Below are 20297 nucleotides of genomic sequence, written 5' to 3'. Positions count from 1 at the left end.
AGCTGTATTAAACCTGGGTAGGTCACGCTTGTAAATGACTACTTTCCAATAAAAAACATGAGGGTATTAATAACCGGTGCGACAGGATTAATAGGATCCTCCATCACAAAGCTTTGCTTAGAGAAACGTATAGAAGTATATTACCTTACTACAAGTAAGGAGAAGATAGAAAATTCCCAAAACTATAAAGGATTCTATTGGAATCCTAAGGAAAATAAAATTGATGAAAACTGCATAGAAGGTGTAGATAAGATTATTAATCTTGTGGGCGCTAGTGTTGCAGAACGGTGGACAGATGAACAAAAGAAAGCCATCATAGATAGTAGGGTAGAATGCGCTAATGTACTTTATAACTTATTGGATAAAAAAGAAAATAAAGTCACACAAATCGTTTCTGCAAGTGCCATTGGGATTTATCCAGACAGTTTGACCAAGCTTTACCACGAGGACAGTCCCAACGTAGCCGATAATTTCTTAGGAAATGTGGTTATTGAATGGGAGCGAGCGGTAAATAAATTTCAAAAATTGGGAATAGAGGTTGCCAAAATTAGAATTGGAGTAGTTTTAGGCGAAGGTGGAGGTGCTCTACAGAAAATGAAAGAGCCTATAGAAAATGGTTTTGGTTCTCCCTTAGGAAGTGGAAAGCAATGGCAGTCTTGGATACATATTGAAGACCTCGCCAGAATATTTCTTTTTGCTTTAGAAAAAGACTTAGAGGGTGTATATAACGGCGTTGCTCCTAATCCAGTTACTAATAAAAAGCTTACCAATAGTATTGCCAAAGTACTGAACAAGAATTTATGGATGCCCAATGTACCAGCGTTTATGCTCAAATTAATTTTAGGAGAGATGGCAACAATAGTACTGGCTAGTCAATTGGTGAGCAATCAAAAAATAGATGCTCACGGGTTTAAATACCATTACAGTCACATTCTTCCTGCATTAAAAGACATTCTAAAATAAAAAAAAGCCACAATTTTAAAAATTGTGGCTTTTCCTATAGGATTAAAATGAATTAAGCTTTTTTAGCTTCAACCATAAATTTAATTTCAATTTTATCGTTGATGTATTTTTCTTTTAAATCGTCAAACACAGATTTAGATCCGTAATTCACTTTCCATTGTGTTCTATCAATTGTAAAAGGTTCGCTTTCTATCATTAATTTTTCTCCATCATCCTTCATAGAATAATTTACAGGAATATCTACATTTTTAGAATTACCTTTCATTACTAAATTTCCAGACAACCAAGTTTTTCCATCTTTTTCCATTAAATTGGTGATTTCAAACTTAGCAACAGGATGTTCTGCAACGTTAAAGAAATGATCTTCTTTTCCTTCCGCAGTACCTTTTAAATGACCTTCAAGATCCATTTTGTCTTGACCTTCCAAATCTGTTACGGTAATACTTTCCATATCAATAACAATAGAACCACTTTCTAATTTTTCTCCCATCGTAGAAAATTTACCGTCCTTAACAGCAATAGTTCCCGTATGCTCTCCTCCTGGTTTAGCACCTTTCCACTCAATTTTTGAGTTATTGGCATCAATCATAAAAACTTGAGCATCATCTGCAGCTACTGCTACTTCTTCCGCTTCATTGGCTTTAGTTTCATTCTTAGGTTCATTTTTACAAGAAACACTCGTAATTCCTATAAAAGCAACTAACATCGCATTTAAAAATACTTTTTTCATGTGTAAGATTTTGTGTTATTTAATTTGCGACAAATCTAAGAGAAGAGTATCAAATCAAATCATAAAGAAATATTAAAAATTAAGGAGTGACATTTTGACATTTTTAAAACAATGGCAGTAGATTTGCCAATATGTTTAAAAAAATAAGAAAAGCGATGAGCCAAGATAAAAATTCACAAGCCCAAGAGGATTCTTTGAAAGATCAAGTAGAAGAAACTCTAGACCAAGCTATAGAAGATGCAGATAATAATGACGCTTCCGCGGAAAATAATGACGCTTCCGCGGAAGAAGAGCAGGAAGAGCTTTCTGAAGCCGAACGATTAAAGTTGGAAGTACAAAAAGAGAAAGATAAATTTTTACGTCTATTTGCAGAGTTTGAAAACTATAAACGTAGAACTGGTAAAGAACGTTTAGAGCTTTTTAAAACGGCTAGCCAAGAAGTAATGCAATCGATGCTTCCAGTTTTAGATGATTTTGATAGAGCTCTAAATGAAATTCAGAAAACAGAAGATAAAAGCTTGCTTACTGGAGTAGAGTTAATCAGCAATAAGCTTAGAGAAACTTTAAGGAGTAAAGGACTTGCAGAAATGACGGTAAAATCTGGAGATAAATTTGATGCCGATTTGCACGAAGCCATTACACAAATTCCTGCGCCAGACAAGAAATTAAAAGGTAAGATTGTTGATGTAGTAGAAAAAGGATACACTTTAGGAGAAAGAATTATAAGGTATCCCAAGGTAGTTACTGGAAAATAAGCATTCTCATATAAAATTAAATTGATGAAAGAAGATTATTACGACATATTAAAGATAAACAAAAGCGCTTCTGCAACCGATATAAAGAAAGCTTACCGAAAAAAAGCGGTAAAATATCATCCAGATAAGAATCCAAATGATACCGAAGCGGAGGAGAAATTTAAAAAGGCAGCAGAGGCTTATGATGTATTGAGCAATCCCGATAAAAGAGCACGTTACGACCAAATGGGACACGCAGCTTTTGACGGTTCTGGAGGCTTTGGCGGTGGCGCTGGTGGCATGAATATGGATGATATCTTTAGTCAGTTTGGAGATATTTTTGGTTCTGGCTTTGGCGGCGGAGGCGGTTTTGGCGGCTTTGGTGGCGGTCAACGTCGAGCTAAAGGAAGTAACTTACGTATTCGTGTGAAACTTACTTTAGAAGAAATTGCCACTGGCGTAGAGAAAAAAATAAAAGTTAAAAGAAAAATTCAAGCAGACGGGACTACGTATAAAACCTGTTCTACTTGTGGAGGTTCGGGACAGGTAACAAGAGTAACCAATACGATTTTAGGTAGAATGCAAACCGCTTCTCCCTGTACTGTATGTGGGGGTTCTGGACAAATGATAGATAAAAAACCTGCCGATGCAGATGCACAAGGTTTAAAAATGCACGAAGAAACGGTTTCTATCAAAATTCCACCAGGAGTAGTAGAAGGAATGCAGTTAAAAGTAGCTGGTAAAGGTAATGATGCGCCGGGTAATGGTATTGCAGGAGATTTATTGGTAGCCATAGAAGAGAAAGAACACGAGCAATTACAGCGTGAAGGCGATAATTTGCACTACGATTTATACATCAGTTTTTCTGAAGCTGCTTTAGGAGCATCTAAAGAAATACAAACAGTTAATGGCAAAGTACGTATTAAAGTAGAGCCTGGAGTGCAGAGTGGAAAAATCTTACGCTTACGCGGAAAAGGGATTCCCAGTATCAATGGTTATGGGAAAGGAGACTTATTAGTGCATGTAAATGTATGGACTCCCAAAACACTCTCTAAAGAGCAAAAAGAGTTTTTTGAAAAGATGAGTGGGGACTCAAATTTTGAACCAAATCCAGAAAAAAATGATAAAAGCTTTTTTGAAAAAGTTAAAGATATGTTTTCTTAATTCAATTTATTAACAAAATTTTATATATATTTGAATATCACTATGTGAATAGTGATATTTTTCTTTTTCATAGCAATTTTTTTCCCATCCTTATTTCTAAAAGATTTAAGGGTGGGTTTTGTGTTTTAAAACAGGCCATTTAATTCGATTTAGATGCTTAATGTCGTATTAAGAAATTGAATTATTATATGTTTCATTGAATTTAAAAATGATGAGCATAGCCTTTGTTATGGTAATAGGTTTTAATAAAAAGTAAGTATAAACGAAACGAATTAATACCGATACTATTATTTTAATATGGTATGATTACCTTTATCCTTTCAAAAGTAACTATGAAGAACTTACTCGTCGCTCAAAATGTTTCCAAATCTTATGGGAATTATAAAGCTCTTAATAACTTATCCATAGAAGTGCCAGCGCAAAGCATATTTGGTTTATTGGGTCCTAACGGTGCAGGTAAAACCACATTTATACGAATCATCAATCAAATTACGATGCCAGATACAGGCAAGATTTTGTTAGATGGCGAACCTTTGCAGCCTAGTGATGTGCAGCATATAGGTTATTTGCCAGAAGAACGAGGCTTGTATAAGAGTATGAAAGTAGGTGAGCAAGTATTGTATTTGGCTCAGTTAAAAGGTCTTTCAAAAAAAGAAGCCACCCAGCGTTTAAAATATTGGTTTGAGCGATTAGAAATTGGCGATTGGTGGAATAAGAAAATTCAGGAGCTTTCCAAAGGAATGGCTCAAAAAATTCAGTTTATTGTTACGGTAATTCATCAGCCTAAATTGCTCATTTTTGACGAACCTTTTAGTGGGTTTGATCCTGTAAATGCTAATCTTATTAAAGATCAAATTCTTCAGTTGAAAAAAGATGGCGCGACGATTCTATTTTCAACACATCGTATGGAAAGCGTAGAAGAACTGTGTGACTATATGGCACTGATTCATAAGTCTAACAAAATTCTTGACGGAAAGGTTTCAGATATAAAAAAAGATTTCAGATCGAATACGTACGAAGTGGGAATAAGTCCGCGGAGGCAACAAGAACTTATAGGGGGGTTAAAGCAACATTTTGAAGTAACTTCTGCACATTATCATAGCATTCACGACGATACCAAATTGCATATAAAAATATCAGATCATAGCAGCGCAAACGATTTGCTGCACCATTTAATAAGTTTGGGGCAGGTGAATCATTTTGTGGAGGTCATTCCTTCTGTAAACGATATATTCATTAAAACTGTAGGGCAACATGCATAAGCTTCCACTTATTATACAACGAGAATACCTCTCTAGAATAAGAAATAAAACCTTTGTGGTGATGACGTTTCTTAGTCCGGTGATTATGGTGGCTATGGTAATGCTCATCGCGTACCTTACCAGTTTAAACAATGACGAAGAGAAAATTGTAGGGGTTCATGATGTTTCTAATATAGTTTATGATCAACTTCCAGAGCAAGAAAATACGATCTATCTTAACCTTTCTCATGTAGATTTAGGAACGGCGATAGATTCGGTTGATAAAAAAAAATACTACGGCCTTCTTTACATTCCTTCTGTAGAAACCGATGAAGAATTGTCTAACAACGTAGAATTTTTCGCCAAAGAAGCGCCCAGCAATTTCTTTTTATCTGATTTAGAACAGAAGATAAGCGGAGTTCTTTCCAATAGGAAATTAGAGAATACGGGAGTCAATCTTGCTACTATAGAAAACTCAAAAGCACAAGTAAATATAAAAATTGAGAACTTTTCTGGACAAACCACGTCAAAAATGGCCAGTTATGTGAAAATGTTCTTTGGCGGAGCTGCGGGTTATCTATTAATGATGTTTATTATTATCTATGGAAATATGGTAATGCGGAGTGTTATTGAGGAAAAAACCAATCGCATTGTTGAGATTATTATTTCTTCGGTAAAACCCATTCAATTGATGTTGGGAAAAATTGTAGGAACTAGCTTGGCAGGAATTACTCAGTTTTTCATTTGGATTATTTTTGGAGGCATTTTGTTATTTTCGGTGACTGCTATTTTTGGGATGGAGAACACCTCTATTCACGGGCAGGTTGCGGCTACAGCGGTCAATCAAGATGAAATGCAATTGTTAGTGAGGGATATTATGGGATTACCCTTAGGAACGATTACCGTTGCGTTTTTAATTTACTTTATAGGAGGTTACTTCTTGTACAGTTCTATTTATGCGGCGATAGGCGCTGCTGTAGATAGCGAAACCGATACCCAGCAATTTATGTTTCCAGTGATTTTGCCTTTAATGTTAGGAATCTATGTAGGTTTCTTTTCGGTGATTGAAAATCCGCACGGGATTGTGGCTACCATTTTCTCTTATATTCCCTTAACCTCACCTATAGTAATGCTTATGCGCATTCCTTTTGGAGTCGCTTGGTGGGAAGTGTTGATTTCATTGAGTATCTTGTTTGCTACTGTATTTTTAGTGATTTGGATGGCAGCAAAAATCTACCGCGTAGGAATTTTAATGTACGGTAAAAAACCAAGCTACAAGCAATTGTTTAAGTGGTTAAAATATTAATTTTTATTAAATTGGTAATTCAAACCAAGAATAAGATGAGAATAAAGATTAAAAATTTAATTCTAATATGCTTAATTATATTAGGCTTTTTTTCGTGCCAACCTGCTTTAAAGCTATTCTTGGGAATCAAGAACCCACAATTATTTTTAAGTAATGAAGAGAGAATGGAATATTATCAGCCTTTTGCAGAAAAAACTGATGCTCTTATAGTTTATAGTTTAAGAGATAATCTTGCTTTAACGAAGGCAGCAGAGTCTTATACCACTTATCCCCTTATCTATGCTAAAAACAAAAAAAATGATTCTATTTATAAGTTAAACTGTTTTGAAGATATTAGCTGGGATGTTGAAAATATAAATAAAAAAGAGTATTCAAATCTTGTAACGGCAAAAAAGGATAGTCTTAATATAATAATCCAAATGATAGAAGCAAATTCAAAACTAGTTTACCAACCTGACACTTCTAGACTTAATGATACTTTGATGTGGGATATTTACATGGTATCTGGTACATTCCTAGGTAATAAATTAAGAAAACGTATGCTACCAGTAGCAGATATTAATTCAATTCATTCCTTTAATATACTAGATATAAGCTTAGATAAGTAACACTTATATATTTAATTTTAATGTACGGTAAAAAACCAAGCTATAAGGAATTGTTTAAGTGGTTAAAATATTAATTTTTTTATAAATTATTCTGCAATGCGCCAAATTAAAGTTAATCCTTTAAGAGATACCTTCTATTTATTTATATTAGATTTGCTAACTATCATTTCTAAACATTTTATGAAAAAAACCTTCAGCCTAAGCATCTTAGTAGTTTCATTACTTTGTCTGTCAACTTATAGCTCTCGGGCACAAAGTACAGATTTAGCGCGAATAGAATATATGCGTGTTCCCTTTAGTAATGGAGATCAATCTATGAATCGATTTAGAGCCTTTATTCAAGCTCCAATTCCTATTAAAGAAGATTATTTAGTAATAGGGGCAGAGTACCGTAAACTAGATTTAGATTTTAGAGAAAGTGCACCCTTCGAGACGGAAGGATTAGAATCTACACAACGTATAGAAGCAAGTCTTGGCTATGTAAAAAAAATTAAAAATACCAATTGGCGCATCGCTGCGCGAGGAGGTGTAAGAATAGCTTCTACCTTTGAAACCACTTTAGAAAAAGATGATCTTATTTATTTAGGTGCGGTATATGCGATCAATGATGTTAAAATTAGAGATGAGAAGGGAGTTATTATAGGAAAACCGTACCGATTGATTGTGGGACTCGTTTACACCAGTACTCCTGGAAGAAATTATCCACTTCCATTAATTAACTACTTTAAAAAAGTGAATGAGACCTGGTCTTACACCGTGGGAGTGCCAAAAAGTTTGATAAGGTATACCTTTAATGAAAAAAATCATTTACACGCTTTTGCGAGTTTAGATAATTTTTTCGCTAACATTCAAAATCCAGTAACGGTTCCAGGAAATTCAAGACCTGGAGAAAATATATCGATGACGAATGTTACGGTAGGTTTGGGGTATGAGTTTTATTTTACAGATCATTTGCAATACTACCTTTATGGAGGACATACCGTTTATAATGAATATAGAATTAGGGACAATAACAAAGATGATGTTTTTGTGATAGATAATGACAATACATTTTACATACGAACCGGAATAAAATTTAAAATATAAATGCCGAAGATTTTAATAATTGAAGACGAAGCTGCGATACGTAGAGTATTGGTGAAAATATTATCTGAAGAAAGTAAGACCTACGAATTGGATGAGGCGGAAGATGGTCTTGCCGGAATTGAAAAAATTAAGGATCAAGATTATGATTTGGTGCTTTGTGATATCAAAATGCCAAAAATGGATGGCGTAGAAGTTTTAGAAGCTGTTAAAAAGATAAAACCTGAAATCCCGATGGTGATGATTTCTGGACACGGCGATTTAGAGACTGCCGTAGAAACTATGAAAAAAGGAGCTTTTGATTACATCTCAAAACCACCAGATTTAAATCGCTTATTAAATACGGTTAGAATTGCATTAGACCGAAAGGAATTGGTTGTAGAAAATCAGCGTCTCAAGAAAAAGGTGGGCAAAAACTATCAAATGATAGGAAACTCTCCCGAAATTGACAACATTAAGGAAATGATCGAAAAAGTCGCTCCTACAGAAGCGCGCGTATTGATTACCGGAGATAATGGAACTGGTAAAGAATTAGTAGCACATTGGCTGCATCAAAAAAGTAATCGTTCTAAAGGAAATATGATAGAGGTAAATTGTGCCGCAATTCCTTCAGAATTAATTGAGAGTGAACTTTTTGGCCACGTAAAAGGAGCTTTTACTTCGGCCAATAAGGATAGAGCAGGGAAGTTTGAAGCTGCGAATGGCGGAACTATATTCTTAGACGAAATAGGAGACATGAGTCTTTCCGCGCAAGCGAAAGTATTGCGAGCCTTACAAGAAAATAAAATTCAGCGTGTAGGAAGCGATCGCGATATAAAAGTAGATGTAAGAGTGATTGCGGCTACCAATAAAGATCTAAAAGAAGAGATTAAAGAAAAGAACTTTAGAGAAGATTTATACCATCGTTTGGCGGTGATTTTAATTGAAGTCCCTAAACTGAATGATAGAAAAGTAGATATTCCGTTATTGGTAGACTATTTTTGCGAAAAAATAGCCAAAGAGCAGGGTACAGCGGTGAAAACATTTTCAGATAAAGCTTTAGAGCTTCTAAAAGACTATGATTGGACTGGAAATATTCGAGAATTAAGAAACGTGGTAGAACGCTTAATTATTCTAAGCACAACCCAAAAGATTGATGAAAAATCAGTAAAATTATTTGCAGGCAAGTAACTTCTAGTTTTTTGCTTGCTTTTCTTTTAATGCCTCGGGGACGTAACGTAAGAACCACATTTTATCTCCTTCGGGACGTTCCCAGGTATGAAAAAGTTCAAAACCAAATCGTTGGTATACCACTACATTTTTACGAATGCGAGTTTCTGCATATAACGGGATATTATATAGATCTGCTCTGCGCAAAAATTCATCTTTCATTTCTTTCCCTATTTGGGTGTCGGCGCCTCGGTTTCCTTGAACAATTCCCCAAAACCAACAGTATAAATACTCTCCTTCTTGCGGACGTTGATTTTTAATATACTTTTGATTTTTTAAGATATTAAATGCATTTTTTACTCCAGTAACCCTATATACCAAGCCTAATTCTTGAAAAATATCATTCCAAAAATTACCGTCTTTTTTGCTAGTCTTGAATAAAATAGCGATTCCCATGCCGTTTTCAGAAAGAACAAGTGCGTCTTTCTTTAGGCCTTTGTTCACCATATGTGTCGCTAAATAATGAAATCTACGATCTCTATCGGCTCCTTTTTTTACAATATCTTGTGCAGACGGAGTTTCCTTCAAAATTTCCGCAACGCGGTCTATAATAACATCTATATTCAATGGGATAATTTTAGAGAGCGAAGATAAATAAATAATGTGTCTTAAAGATTGTATATTTAGGATTCTAATCCATAATTATGATGAAAGACGTTAATATAAATCAATTTAAGGTTACACAACCTATAAAAATAAGTGAAGTAAGCACTTCTATTTCGCTTGACGCGGATAAAAAAACAAAAAAGAAAGCTCTAAAAAAGACGAGAAAGAAACTGGCAAAATGGCAAGATAAACTCTATGCTCACGGAAAATACTCTGTGTTGGTATGTTTGCAGGGAATGGACACTTCTGGAAAAGACAGTTTAATACGAGAAGTTTTTCAAGGCTTTAATTCCCGTGGAGTAGTGGTGCATAGTTTTAAAACTCCTTCTAAAAGAGAACTGCGTCATAATTATCTTTGGCGACATTATGTAGCCTTACCAGAACGAGGAAAGTTTGGGGTTTTTAATAGAACACAGTATGAAAATGTATTGGTGACTCGAGTTCATCCCGAATATATTTTAGGAGAAAACATTCCGCATATCAATACCTTAGAAGATATAGACGAAGATTTCTGGGAAACTCGAATGGAAGAAATTAGAGATTTTGAAGAAGGAATTGTAGATAATGGTACCATTATATTTAAGTTTTTTCTTCACATTTCTGAGGAAGAACAAAAACACCGCTTACTTAGGCGATTGCAAAGACCAGAAAAGAATTGGAAGTTTTCTCCAGGAGATTTAGAAGAAAGAAAATTATGGAAAGAATATCAAGATTGTTACGAAAAAGCAATCAATAAAACCTCTACAGAAAAAGCACCGTGGTACATCATTCCTTCAGATGACAAAAAAGCAGCTAGATATTTAGTGGCAAAAATTTTAAGAGAAAAATTGTTAGAATATGAAGATGTGCAAGAACCTTCTGTCTCTCCAGAAGTAGAAAAAAATATAGATGAATACATTGCGGCTTTAAAAGAAGAATAGTTATTTCAACTAAAAACTAAAAACTAAAAACTAAAAACTAAAAACTAAAAACTAAAAACTAAAAACTAAAAACTAAAAGCAAAATTTCATCTAACCTCTAACCTATAAATTATAAGGATTAACACTAAAATTCTTTCACTTCTTATTGAAATGCTGAAAAAGTAAGTTAAAAGCATTTCATAAGATGTTTTTAAGAACTCCATGGAATATAAATAGCTTTATTAACAAACTTTTATGCGGCGGCTTTTTTATGCATTAAAGTTTAAAATTATCTTTGGTAAAAAACATACGTATGGCAATTATAGGCTCGATTATAAAAAAAGTGATTGACGTTACAGGGAGTATTTCTGATGCTGACAGTAATGTGAAAGAAAATCAGTTAACGGTATTAAAAGAACTTCTAGAAAAAGCAAAAGACACTGCTTTTGGAAAGTTTTATAACTTTTCAAGCATTTTGGAGTCAGAGGATGTCATCAAAACATTTCAAGAAAAAGTACCTTATTTTGATTACCACCAACTCAACGAACGTTGGTGGCAGCAATTGCACGAAGGCAGCGAAGACATTACTTGGCCAGGATCACCAGATTACTATGCCTTGAGTTCTGGAACTACCGGAAAAACAAGTAAGCGTATTCCAGTAACCGAAGATATGATTGATTCTATTCGCCAAGCAGGAATTAAGCAAGTAGCCGCACTTTCTAATTTTGATCTACCACCAGATTTTTTTGAAACAGAAATTATGATGCTGGGAAGTTCTACCAATTTACAAGAACGCAAAGGAAAACTGGAAGGAGAGATTAGTGGAATAAGCGCAAGTAACATTCCGTTTTGGTTTAAGGGATATTATAAACCAGGAGAAGATATTGCAAAAATTGACGATTGGGATGAGCGGGTAGAACACATTGCAAAAAATGCAAAAACCTGGGATATTGGCGCTTTAAGCGGAATTCCTTCTTGGATGGAATTAATGCTTAAGAAAGTAATTGAACATCATAAGGTAGAAAATATTCACGAAGTTTGGCCTAACTTAAAAGTATATACCTCTGGCGGAGTAGCTTTTCAACCTTACGAGAAAAGTTTTAATGCCTTATTAGGCAAACCCATCACGGTGATTGATACGTATTTAGCTTCAGAAGGATTTATAGCGTTTCAAAATCGCCCCGAAACCGAGTCGATGAAATTGATTACAGATAATGGAATCTTTTTCGAATTTGTCCCTTTTCAACCCGATTATATCAATGAAGATGGTTCTTTAAAACAAGAAGCACCCGTGATGAGTATTGAAGATGTAGAGGAAGATGTAGATTATGTATTGCTTATGAGTACCGTTTCTGGCGCTTGGCGCTACATTATTGGTGATACCATCGCGTTTACAGATAAAGAAAAATCAGAAATTAAAATTACTGGGAGAACCAAGTTCTTTTTAAATGTTGTGGGGTCTCAGCTTTCTGTGAATAAGATGAATGATGCCATTAAAGAACTAGAAGAAATCTACGATATACAATTGCCAGAATTTACGGTTGGAGCCGTAAAAATTGACAATGAGTTTTATCACCAATGGTATATAGGTTCAGATTCAGATCTAAATGTTTCCGAAGAAGAAATCGCTGAAAAATTAGATGAAAATTTAAAAAATGCCAATAAGAATTATAAAGTGGCACGCGGAAAGGCTTTAAAGGGAGTTAAAGTAACAGTTCTTCCCTTAAAAGCTTTCTACGAATGGAGCGGAGCCAATAAGAAAAAAGGCGGACAAGTAAAAATGGAAAAGGTGATGAAAGAAGAAAAACTCCAAGAGTTTCAAGAGTTTGTGAAAGATTTTAGATAGAAATTATTTATAACTAATTTAGTTTAGCGTACAAAGAAAGCCATATAACTTAGCGGGATATGGCTTTCCTGTTTAAAAAATGAAATGCTACTAATTCGGTTTTTCTTCCAACTCTTTATCTACTTTCTCTTCTGTTTCTTTAGGTCCTTGTTTGTTCACTAACTCCATAATTTCTTCGGGAGACATATATAGACGCTTGATACGCGCTTTGTATTTGGGTGATATTTGAGTGTTATTTAATATAAAATCTTTGGTGGCTAGGATGTAATCTTGCATTCCTCGTTGCACTGCAAAAGTATCGGCGGTGCGTTCTACCTCTCTAATATGCATCGGAGAAAAAAGATATTTTAAGCCAAAAAGAAGCATTCCAAATGCGCTACGGTCTTTATAATCTATCACGTGTCCCAACTCGTGACCAATCCATCCAATGAGCACATCTTTATCCATATCAGTAATTTTATACTCTTCATCTTCAATATGAAATTTCTCGCTAATCAAAATGATATAAGCCCTTTGATCCCGAGGTACAAAAAAACTCTTGAATACGGGTTGGGCTTGCATGGTAGATTTTTTAATGCTTTTTTTAAACTTAAATTCTATTGGAACATCCTTTAATTCAGGATAAAAAGTAAGCGCCTTTTCTACTTCAGGTAAAATGATTTCAGGAATGACTTTATGAGTGTACAAATTGTCTTGTTTATTTTTAGTAAATTATTCAATTCCTGCTTATTTTATATTAAAGTCATCATAAAACTTGGAATCTATGTTATTTTGAGTAATTAAAACCAATCTGAAGTTGAAATATAGCAAAGAAAGCGAAGTTGCTTTTTAGTTCGGTGACAATGACATTGCAATTGATTTTCATAGCCACTCGTGCTAAGCAAAGTTAAGGTATAGTTATAAAATTATCTTCACTCAAGAAAGGCTAAAATCGGGAGATCGTCAGGTCTCGATTGTCTGCCCGTTCCGTTTGGACGAGCTCGTCAAGATGAATTCTTAAAGGCTCAACTTGGCACTCAAAAGAGTATTATTTTATTCCGCATTATATTTTAAAAAGGCACAAAACTTATCTTAAAACAAGAATGGATTGTACATATTTAAAATATATTTGCCCAAAATTTCTGTACATTGCAACTATCCCAATATACCAAAGAGTTTAAGAAGAATCTACACATTGCCTATCCCGTTATGTTGGGACAATTGGGTCACGTCTTGGTAGGTTTGGCAGATAATATTATGGTCGGCCAATTGGGAGCTGCTCCCTTGGCAGCGGTATCTTTGGGAAATAGTCTTGTTTTTATAGCACTTTCGGTAGGGATTGGATTTAGTTTTGCAATTACGCCGCTTATTGCGGAAGCAGATGGCTCAAAGGATGTGGAGAAAGGAAGATCATTTTTTCAACACGGAATTGTGATGTGTTCCCTTAACGGAATTCTGCTCTTTCTCATCTTGCTGGCCTGTAAACCGCTATTGTATCATCTCGATCAACCCGAAGAAGTGGTTAATTTATCGATGCCCTATATTGATATTGTTGCATTTTCACTGATTCCGCTTATGATTTTTCAGGCATTTAAGCAGTTTGGCGACGGACTTTCACAGACCAAGTATGCGATGTACGCTACCATTATCGCTAATGTAGTGAATGTACTTTTTAATTATTTATTGATTTATGGAGTGTGGATTTTTCCTCGATTAGAATTGGAAGGAGCAGCCATTGGAACGCTTATTTCCAGAATTTTTATGCTCTTCTTTTTATTCTATATCTTAAAAACTAAGAAAAAATTTGCTACGTATTTTATTTGGGCTAAGAAATCTTTACAAAAACACGTGTTTAAACGCTTATGGGATTTAGGTTTTCCTACGGCTTTACAGATGCTGTTTGAAGTTGGTATTTTTACCTCCTCTATCTTTCTGGCGGGGACTTTGGGAACCAATCCGCAGGCAGCCAATCAAGTGGCGCTCAACTTAGCTTCCATGACCTTTATGATTGCAGTGGGAATTGGAGTAACGGCCACCATACGGGTAGGAAATCAAAAAGGAATGGGTAATTTTAAAGAACTTAGAAGAATTGCCATTTCTACCTTTTTACTCGTTTTTGTCATCGAAGCGGTTTTTGCCGTCGGTTTTATTCTGCTGAAAGATATTCTTCCCATTATTTATATAGACAATGCTGAAGTGATCTTCTTAGCTTCCCAATTGTTGATCGTTGCAGCTTTATTTCAACTAAGTGACGGTTTGCAAGTAGTAATTCTAGGCGCTTTACGCGGACTTCAAGACGTTAAGATTCCCACATTGATATGTTTTATTTCGTATTGGATCATTGGTTTTCCCATTTCATATTATACAGGAAAGGCAGAAGCTTTAGGAAGTATGGGGATTTGGGTAGGTCTTCTTGCGGGTTTATCGGCTTCCGCAATTATGTTGTATTTTAGATTTGCTTATTTAAGTAAAAAGATGATTGATAAAGCAGAGCTTGCTTAGCACCAACCCAGTAATCAATGGATAATTCAAAGAAATCTATAAAGCACCAAGTGTCAAGCATAGTGTAAGTATGTTCTTTTTACGTCGAGGCTTTTGTTTCCCTACAATTTTCGCTTTGACAGTTCGAATAGAATCTATTAATTTAGACTGGTACTTTTCCGAAACTTCAGAAGCAAAAAAAACTAATTTTAAGATGAAAGCAGATAATCAGAAAATAATATGAATATTTGCAACGAGTAATACGTAATGTAGATCGTATTCTATTCTGAATTTTTCAATTTTAGCTCCGTATCACGGGACACCTCAAAAGTTTCTAAAACCTGTGAGGTCTGCTAGTAAGAAAAATTTCTGAATTTATACCTAAAATGAAGACTTGAAAAAATAATTAACGTTTAAAACATACCGCTTACATGGAATTCCCAAAATATTTATTAGCAGATAATACCGATTATCCCGAAGCTATTTTTGTAGTACACACTCAATTTCCTCGTTTTATCATCAATCTCCAAGACGATGAGGTAGAATGGTTGGAAGATTTTGATGCTCACGATGAAGAAGAGTTAGCCAGCGAAGCAGAAACACTTATTGAAGAAGCTTCCACGTTTTATGATCGAGAAGTAGAACGCTATCAAGATTAATTTCTATGGAAGAAGTATTAAAATTAGATCAAGAAATATTTCTTTTCTTTAATAATTTAGGCTCTTCGCCTTGGGATGGTTTTTGGTTATTTATAACCAATAAATTTGCTTCCATACCTTTATACGCCTTTTTACTTTTTTTACTCTATAAAAACTATGGTATAAGGCCAACGCTTACGATCATGCTATTGGTAGCGGCCATGATTACATCTACAGATCAATTGGCCAACGTATTTAAACACGGGTTTCAACGGCCTAGACCTTGCCAAGAAGATTTTATAGAACAAGGAAGGTACATTGCCGTGCGTTGCGGACGCTATGGCTATTTTTCGGCTCACGCTGCGAGTAGTACAGCCTTAGCCATTTTTATGGGATTTTTACTAAAGCGCTTTTATAAATATGCTTTTCCTTTATTGATAATTTGGGCCTTGGTGGTAAGTTATAGTCGCATTTATATAGGCGTGCACTATCCTGGTGACGTTCTAACAGGAATGTTCATAGGAATTTTAATAGGAATAGGCTTTTATAAACTTTTTAAATGGATTTCTAGGAATTATTTAAAACCACAACACCCTACGGATTAAAATTGAGATTTGATTGGTTTATATAATTTGGCATTAATTGAATAAGGCTTTAATGCTATACTGTTCCTCGACTTGTCATTCCTACGCAGGAGGAATCTTTTCCTTTTTACCGTTGTAGCTTAAAAATGAAAATATCGAAATAGCTTTCTAGCTTCAATTTCACTTTTCACTGTATAACACCGCTATCGTTTCGATACACCCCGAAGTTTCGGGGCTATCGAATTTCACTCAACGGCCGCTTTTTTCCTTTTACTCCGCATTACTAAATACTGAATATGCTGTTATTCCTGTACAGTGTTCAACTAGAGCAATTATTTGGTGAAAACTACAATTCCTTAGCTTTTCTCAACAAATAATTCGCTGCTTCAAAAGGGGTAGTTTCGTTGTTTTCTATCGCCAAGAGTTGTTGTTGTAGCGCTACTTTTATTTCGGGTTGGTTGTAGAAATTACTTTTCAACTGTTCATTAATGGTTTGCAATAGCCAAAACTTATTTTGTTCTTTCCGGTTATGGAAGAAGTAGTTGTTTTCTTGGGTAGAGGTCACATAAGTTTCAATCATTTCCCAAATCGCCGAGATTCCTTTTTGCTGCAGAGCGCTACTCAGTAATACTTTGGGTTTCCATTCGCTGCTTTTAATAGGATAGAGGTGAAGAGCTTTTTTAAATTCCATTTTAGCTTGTCGAGCAGGTTTCAAGTTATCGCCGTCTGCCTTATTAATGACAATCGCATCGGCCATTTCCATAATACCACGTTTTATCCCTTGCAATTCATCTCCGGCTCCGGCTAATTTCAGTAATAAAAAGAAGTCGGTCATACTATGCACCATGGTTTCACTTTGTCCCACACCTACGGTTTCTATGAGAATGGTGTCAAAACCTGCGGCTTCGCACAAAATGATAGATTCCCTCGTTTTTTGTGCTACTCCGCCAAGCGAATCCCCAGAGGCTGTAGGTCTTATAAAGGCGTTTTCTTGTTTTACTAATTCTTCCATTCGGGTTTTGTCGCCTAGAATACTTCCGTGAGAAACGCTACTCGTAGGGTCTACGGCAAGTACAGCTACTTTTTTCCCGTATTCTTCGATTAGATAATTCCCAAAAGCTTCAATAAAGGTGCTTTTTCCCACGCCAGGAACGCCAGTAATCCCAATTCTTACCGATTGGTTAGCGTGCGGCAGGCAACCTTCAATTAGGGTGTTGACAGGTTGGGTATGTTTTATGTTTTTACTTTCTACCAGCGTGATTCCTCTACTTAGTGCGGTTTTATTTCCGTTAAGGATATCTTTAAGCAATTGGTTAATGTCCAACTTTTTTTTCCGTAAAGCTTTAATTCTTTCGGCACTTTTTTGACCTATACTTTTAGGCGTAGAGGGACTTTCATTCTCGCTTAACGCGGATTTATTTTTAGCTGTACACATGTGGGAAAATATTTAGGACAAATTTATGAATTCATTTTTGAAAAGCGAACGAATCCTTTCTATCTTGAATTTATAAATTAATTGATAAAAAACTAACGAAATGAAAACTTTGTATACTGCAAAAGCAACCGCCGAAGGTGGACGTTCTGGAAGCGTTAAAACCGATGATGGGAAAATAGATATGAACTTGAGTGTCCCAAAAGATATGGGAGGCGATGGTGGTGAAGGAACCAATCCAGAACAATTTTTTGCATCGGCCTATTCTGCTTGTTATGGTAGTGCTTTACAATCTATCGCAGAAAAGAAAGGAATTGATATGGGAGATTTTAGCGTAACGGCTTCTGTAAGTATTGGAAGAACCGAAAAGGATAACTTCCAATTGGCGGTGGTTCTAGATTCTTATATTCCTGGAGTAGATGTAGAAACAGGAGAGGATTTAGTGAACAAAGCGCACGAAGTTTGTCCGTTCTCTAGAGCTACAAGAGATAATATTACGGTAACACTTAACCTACTTTTAGACGAATAATTTTAATGTCATATTCTAAAAAGCCCAAAGTTTAAAAAACTTTGGGCTTTTTTTATGCTTATTTTTTTGATAATAAATTTTTCTTATTTTTTTTCTCTAGTCTCTAGTCTCTAGTCTCTAGTCTCTAGTCTCTAGTCTCTAGTCTCTAGTCTCTAGTCTCTAGTCTCTAGAGTATACCTAATTTGCTTTTTGAAACGGAAATGAAACAAAAGTTTCTCCCCAAGTTAAAAACATCATATGCATATCCTGTTGTTTATCAAAATAAATGCTGAGCTGCTCTGTGCTATTTAATTTTTTGCGCACGGGCACTTCAATAATTAAGGCATCATATTCAGGCTCTCTAGCCGCTTTTTCGGTAGTGAGATCAATACCCCAAGCATACATTTTTTTATTAAAAATGATTTTCCAAGAATCTTTATTGGGAATCGTCCATAGCGAATATTCTCCCGCTTCTAATAAAGAACCATCTACCAGAATATCTTGATTCACTTTAAAGGTGGTAGCTTCATTAGCGCCAGTTCGCCATACCTCACCAAAGGGAACGAGATTTCCAAAAATAACGCGGTCTTTTTTATAAGGACGGTTGTAAAATACGGTCACTTTTAAGTTATCGTTGCGGTAATTAATTGTTTCTTCAGGACTAAAAGACTTGGTTTGGTTCTTCATAACGTAAAAACCAATGGTGCCTCCCAGGATTAAAACAATTAGAATACTAACCGTAAATCTAAATTTCTTTGGCATTTTTTATGTTTAACTATTTGTTGGATTAAGGTTTTAAAAATGTCAGTTTTCTAAATGATAGAAGTGAGAAACCAAGCATTTTTAGATTTACTTGTTACGTTCAACATGAGTCTTATAATTCTAAAATTAAAAAACATTTAAAAATTAAGCTACTCTTTTAAATGGGATTGAAATCAAATCTAACTTCTATAATCTAAAAGCGTCCGCCCAGTAAAACTTTCGGACGGGTACGCCTAGTAAAGATGTTCTTAAAGACTGGCCCGAATACTAATTGCGGCGCGGTCTAACATCTTAATCGGACACGATTAATCTTTAAAGATAAAATTATTTAGCAAAGTTGCAACAAAAAGAATTAAGTTTCGTCTTTATACATGAATAGCAACTAACCAGAAAATTTTGTTACAAACTGAACTCATAGAAGCGTGTCGGCAAAACGACAGAAAAGCGCAAATGAAGCTCTATAATAAGTATTGTGATGCTATGTACTATGTCGCTTTTAGGTTTCTCAAAAATTCTTTTGAAGCCGAAGAAGCCATGCAGGAGTCGTTTATACAAGCTTTTATAAAACTTCATCAGTTTACCGGAGAGGTGACCTTTGGTGCTTGGCTTAAACGCATTGTTATCAATAAGAGTATTGATATGCTTAAAGCGAAAAAGCTTAATGTAATCGCTATTAATGAGCAAACATTGGGAACGGTTGAAGAAGATAACAATTGGAATATAAATGATGAAATAACCATTGATCAAGTTAAAAATGAAATTGAAGAACTACCAGAAAGATATAAGTACCCAATGATGCTCTTCTTAATTGAAGGTTATGATCACGATGAGATTTCAGAAATATTGGGAATTACCTCGGTTTCTTCTAGAACATTAGTACACCGAGGCAAGAAAAAATTACAACAAAAATTAAAGCATTTATACCATGGCACAGGATCTTAGAGAATTGATGAATCAAGAAAAATATGCTCAAAGACCAAAGTTAGCGAAAGGGCATGAAAATAGATTTTTAAGTCGGTTGGCGGAAGAAATTCCAGAAGATAAGAAAAGTAACTCTTATCTATGGATGAAAATCGCTGCGGTTTTGGTAGTAGTGCTAGCGACAAGTTTTTTTATGAAAGAGCAATTCATAACTACTAGTTCAGAGGTGCCTATGCTTACCAATACTCCTAAAGAAAGTCCGTCGATAACCCCAGTTTATTTAAGTGATGTCTCCCCACAATTTAAGAAGATAGAAGATTATTATTTGGGGAATATCAATGCCGAGTTGGCGCAGCTGACGATAACCAAGGATAACAAAGAGCTTATAGATTCTTTTATGCTGCAGCTAGAAGAATTGGATAAGGAGTACACGCGCCTCAATGAAGAGATGGACGAAACTGGAGTAAATGAAGCTGTTGTAAATTCCCTCATTAACAATCTAGAGTTAAGAGTAGGACTTTTATCTAAACTTAAAAATAAATTGGGAGAGATGAAGCAAGCTTCCAAAGAGAGTATACAGGGAGTGAAAATTTAAAAAAAATA

At 35.1% G+C, this 20297-nt stretch carries 21 protein-coding genes; 16 read left to right on the top strand and 5 right to left on the bottom strand.

The window, feature by feature from the left end; genetic code table 11:
* Positions 1-57 precede the first annotated feature (57 nt).
* Complete coding sequence (locus tag RLT85_RS00240; RefSeq protein WP_311400035.1) at positions 58-963, top strand: TIGR01777 family oxidoreductase; 906 nt, start codon at positions 58-60, stop codon at positions 961-963.
* 52 nt (positions 964-1015) lie between these two features.
* Here the strand turns inward: RLT85_RS00240 and RLT85_RS00235 are convergent, their stop codons facing one another.
* Complete coding sequence (locus tag RLT85_RS00235; RefSeq protein WP_311400034.1) at positions 1016-1693, bottom strand: YceI family protein; 678 nt, start codon at positions 1691-1693, stop codon at positions 1016-1018.
* Positions 1694-1824: 131 nt separating this feature from the next.
* On the opposite strand from RLT85_RS00235, the gene RLT85_RS00230 reads away from it, so the two are divergent.
* The 7 genes from RLT85_RS00230 to RLT85_RS00200 all read left to right on the top strand — a co-directional run bounded on the left by RLT85_RS00230 (position 1825) and on the right by RLT85_RS00200 (position 8999).
* A complete protein-coding gene (locus RLT85_RS00230; RefSeq protein WP_311400033.1) occupies positions 1825-2448 on the top strand; it encodes a nucleotide exchange factor GrpE in 624 nt (207 codons plus the stop codon).
* A 24-nt stretch (positions 2449-2472) separates the two neighbouring features.
* The gene (dnaJ, locus tag RLT85_RS00225; RefSeq protein WP_311400032.1) at positions 2473-3591 is read left to right on the top strand and encodes a molecular chaperone DnaJ; all 1119 of its coding nucleotides are present in this window, start codon (positions 2473-2475) and stop codon (positions 3589-3591) included.
* A 332-nt stretch (positions 3592-3923) separates the two neighbouring features.
* On the top strand, positions 3924-4853 hold the full coding sequence (locus tag RLT85_RS00220) for an ABC transporter ATP-binding protein (protein WP_311400031.1): 930 nt from the start codon (positions 3924-3926) through the stop codon (positions 4851-4853).
* Complete coding sequence (locus tag RLT85_RS00215; protein ID WP_311400030.1) at positions 4846-6138, top strand: ABC transporter permease; 1293 nt, start codon at positions 4846-4848, stop codon at positions 6136-6138. Before RLT85_RS00220 ends, RLT85_RS00215 begins: the two co-directional genes overlap by 8 nt.
* A gap of 35 nt (positions 6139-6173) precedes the next feature.
* Positions 6174-6746, top strand: coding sequence for a hypothetical protein (locus RLT85_RS00210; RefSeq protein WP_311400029.1), 573 nt, complete (start codon positions 6174-6176; stop codon positions 6744-6746).
* 180 nt (positions 6747-6926) lie between these two features.
* Entirely contained in the window at positions 6927-7832 is a 906-nt protein-coding gene (locus tag RLT85_RS00205) for a DUF6268 family outer membrane beta-barrel protein (RefSeq protein ID WP_311400028.1), read from the top strand.
* Positions 7833-8999 (top strand): sigma-54-dependent transcriptional regulator, encoded by a 1167-nt coding sequence (locus RLT85_RS00200; protein WP_311400027.1) that lies wholly within the window; start codon positions 7833-7835, stop codon positions 8997-8999.
* Positions 9000-9002: 3 nt separating this feature from the next.
* Here RLT85_RS00200 and RLT85_RS00195 read toward each other — a convergent pair whose 3' ends face one another.
* Positions 9003-9605 (bottom strand): hypothetical protein, encoded by a 603-nt coding sequence (locus RLT85_RS00195; RefSeq protein WP_311400026.1) that lies wholly within the window; start codon positions 9603-9605, stop codon positions 9003-9005.
* Between the two features lie 80 nt (positions 9606-9685).
* Between RLT85_RS00195 and RLT85_RS00190 the strand changes: the two genes are divergently transcribed.
* Together RLT85_RS00190 and RLT85_RS00185 are read left to right on the top strand one after the other, a co-directional pair.
* Positions 9686-10564: a PPK2 family polyphosphate kinase gene (locus RLT85_RS00190; RefSeq protein WP_311400378.1), complete on the top strand. Its 879-nt coding sequence runs from the start codon at positions 9686-9688 to the stop codon at positions 10562-10564.
* A 292-nt stretch (positions 10565-10856) separates the two neighbouring features.
* Complete coding sequence (locus tag RLT85_RS00185) at positions 10857-12389, top strand: GH3 family acyl-acid amido synthetase (protein ID WP_311400025.1); 1533 nt, start codon at positions 10857-10859, stop codon at positions 12387-12389.
* Positions 12390-12479: 90 nt separating this feature from the next.
* Here RLT85_RS00185 and RLT85_RS00180 read toward each other — a convergent pair whose 3' ends face one another.
* A complete protein-coding gene (locus RLT85_RS00180) occupies positions 12480-13076 on the bottom strand; it encodes a hypothetical protein (protein WP_311400024.1) in 597 nt (198 codons plus the stop codon).
* A gap of 441 nt (positions 13077-13517) precedes the next feature.
* On the opposite strand from RLT85_RS00180, the gene RLT85_RS00175 reads away from it, so the two are divergent.
* From RLT85_RS00175 to RLT85_RS00165, 3 genes are all read left to right on the top strand, one after another.
* Positions 13518-14870 carry an MATE family efflux transporter gene (locus tag RLT85_RS00175; RefSeq protein ID WP_311400023.1) on the top strand — a complete coding sequence of 451 codons (1353 nt, stop codon included), beginning with the start codon at positions 13518-13520 and terminating at the stop codon, positions 14868-14870.
* 410 nt (positions 14871-15280) lie between these two features.
* Positions 15281-15508, top strand: coding sequence for a DUF8828 family protein (locus tag RLT85_RS00170; protein WP_311400022.1), 228 nt, complete (start codon positions 15281-15283; stop codon positions 15506-15508).
* 5 nt (positions 15509-15513) lie between these two features.
* Positions 15514-16092 carry a phosphatase PAP2 family protein gene (locus RLT85_RS00165; protein ID WP_311400021.1) on the top strand — a complete coding sequence of 193 codons (579 nt, stop codon included), beginning with the start codon at positions 15514-15516 and terminating at the stop codon, positions 16090-16092.
* Between the two features lie 325 nt (positions 16093-16417).
* On the opposite strand, the gene meaB is transcribed toward RLT85_RS00165, so the two are convergent.
* A complete protein-coding gene (meaB, locus tag RLT85_RS00160; RefSeq protein ID WP_311400020.1) occupies positions 16418-17506 on the bottom strand; it encodes a methylmalonyl Co-A mutase-associated GTPase MeaB in 1089 nt (362 codons plus the stop codon).
* 100 nt (positions 17507-17606) lie between these two features.
* Between meaB and RLT85_RS00155 the strand changes: the two genes are divergently transcribed.
* A complete protein-coding gene (locus tag RLT85_RS00155; protein ID WP_311400019.1) occupies positions 17607-18032 on the top strand; it encodes an organic hydroperoxide resistance protein in 426 nt (141 codons plus the stop codon).
* A 177-nt stretch (positions 18033-18209) separates the two neighbouring features.
* Here RLT85_RS00155 and RLT85_RS00150 read toward each other — a convergent pair whose 3' ends face one another.
* Positions 18210-18773, bottom strand: coding sequence for a DUF2911 domain-containing protein (locus tag RLT85_RS00150; RefSeq protein WP_311400018.1), 564 nt, complete (start codon positions 18771-18773; stop codon positions 18210-18212).
* Between the two features lie 450 nt (positions 18774-19223).
* Between RLT85_RS00150 and RLT85_RS00145 the strand changes: the two genes are divergently transcribed.
* A complete protein-coding gene (locus tag RLT85_RS00145) occupies positions 19224-19715 on the top strand; it encodes an RNA polymerase sigma factor (protein WP_375712323.1) in 492 nt (163 codons plus the stop codon).
* Entirely contained in the window at positions 19699-20289 is a 591-nt protein-coding gene (locus tag RLT85_RS00140; RefSeq protein ID WP_311400016.1) for a hypothetical protein, read from the top strand. The genes RLT85_RS00145 and RLT85_RS00140 overlap by 17 nt, the downstream gene beginning before the upstream one ends.
* Positions 20290-20297: the final 8 nt, after the last annotated feature.

This window comes from Mesonia ostreae (genome assembly GCF_031845265.1).
Taxonomy (GTDB): domain Bacteria; phylum Bacteroidota; class Bacteroidia; order Flavobacteriales; family Flavobacteriaceae; genus Mesonia; species Mesonia ostreae.
This window is presented reverse-complemented; position numbering and strand designations above follow the sequence as displayed.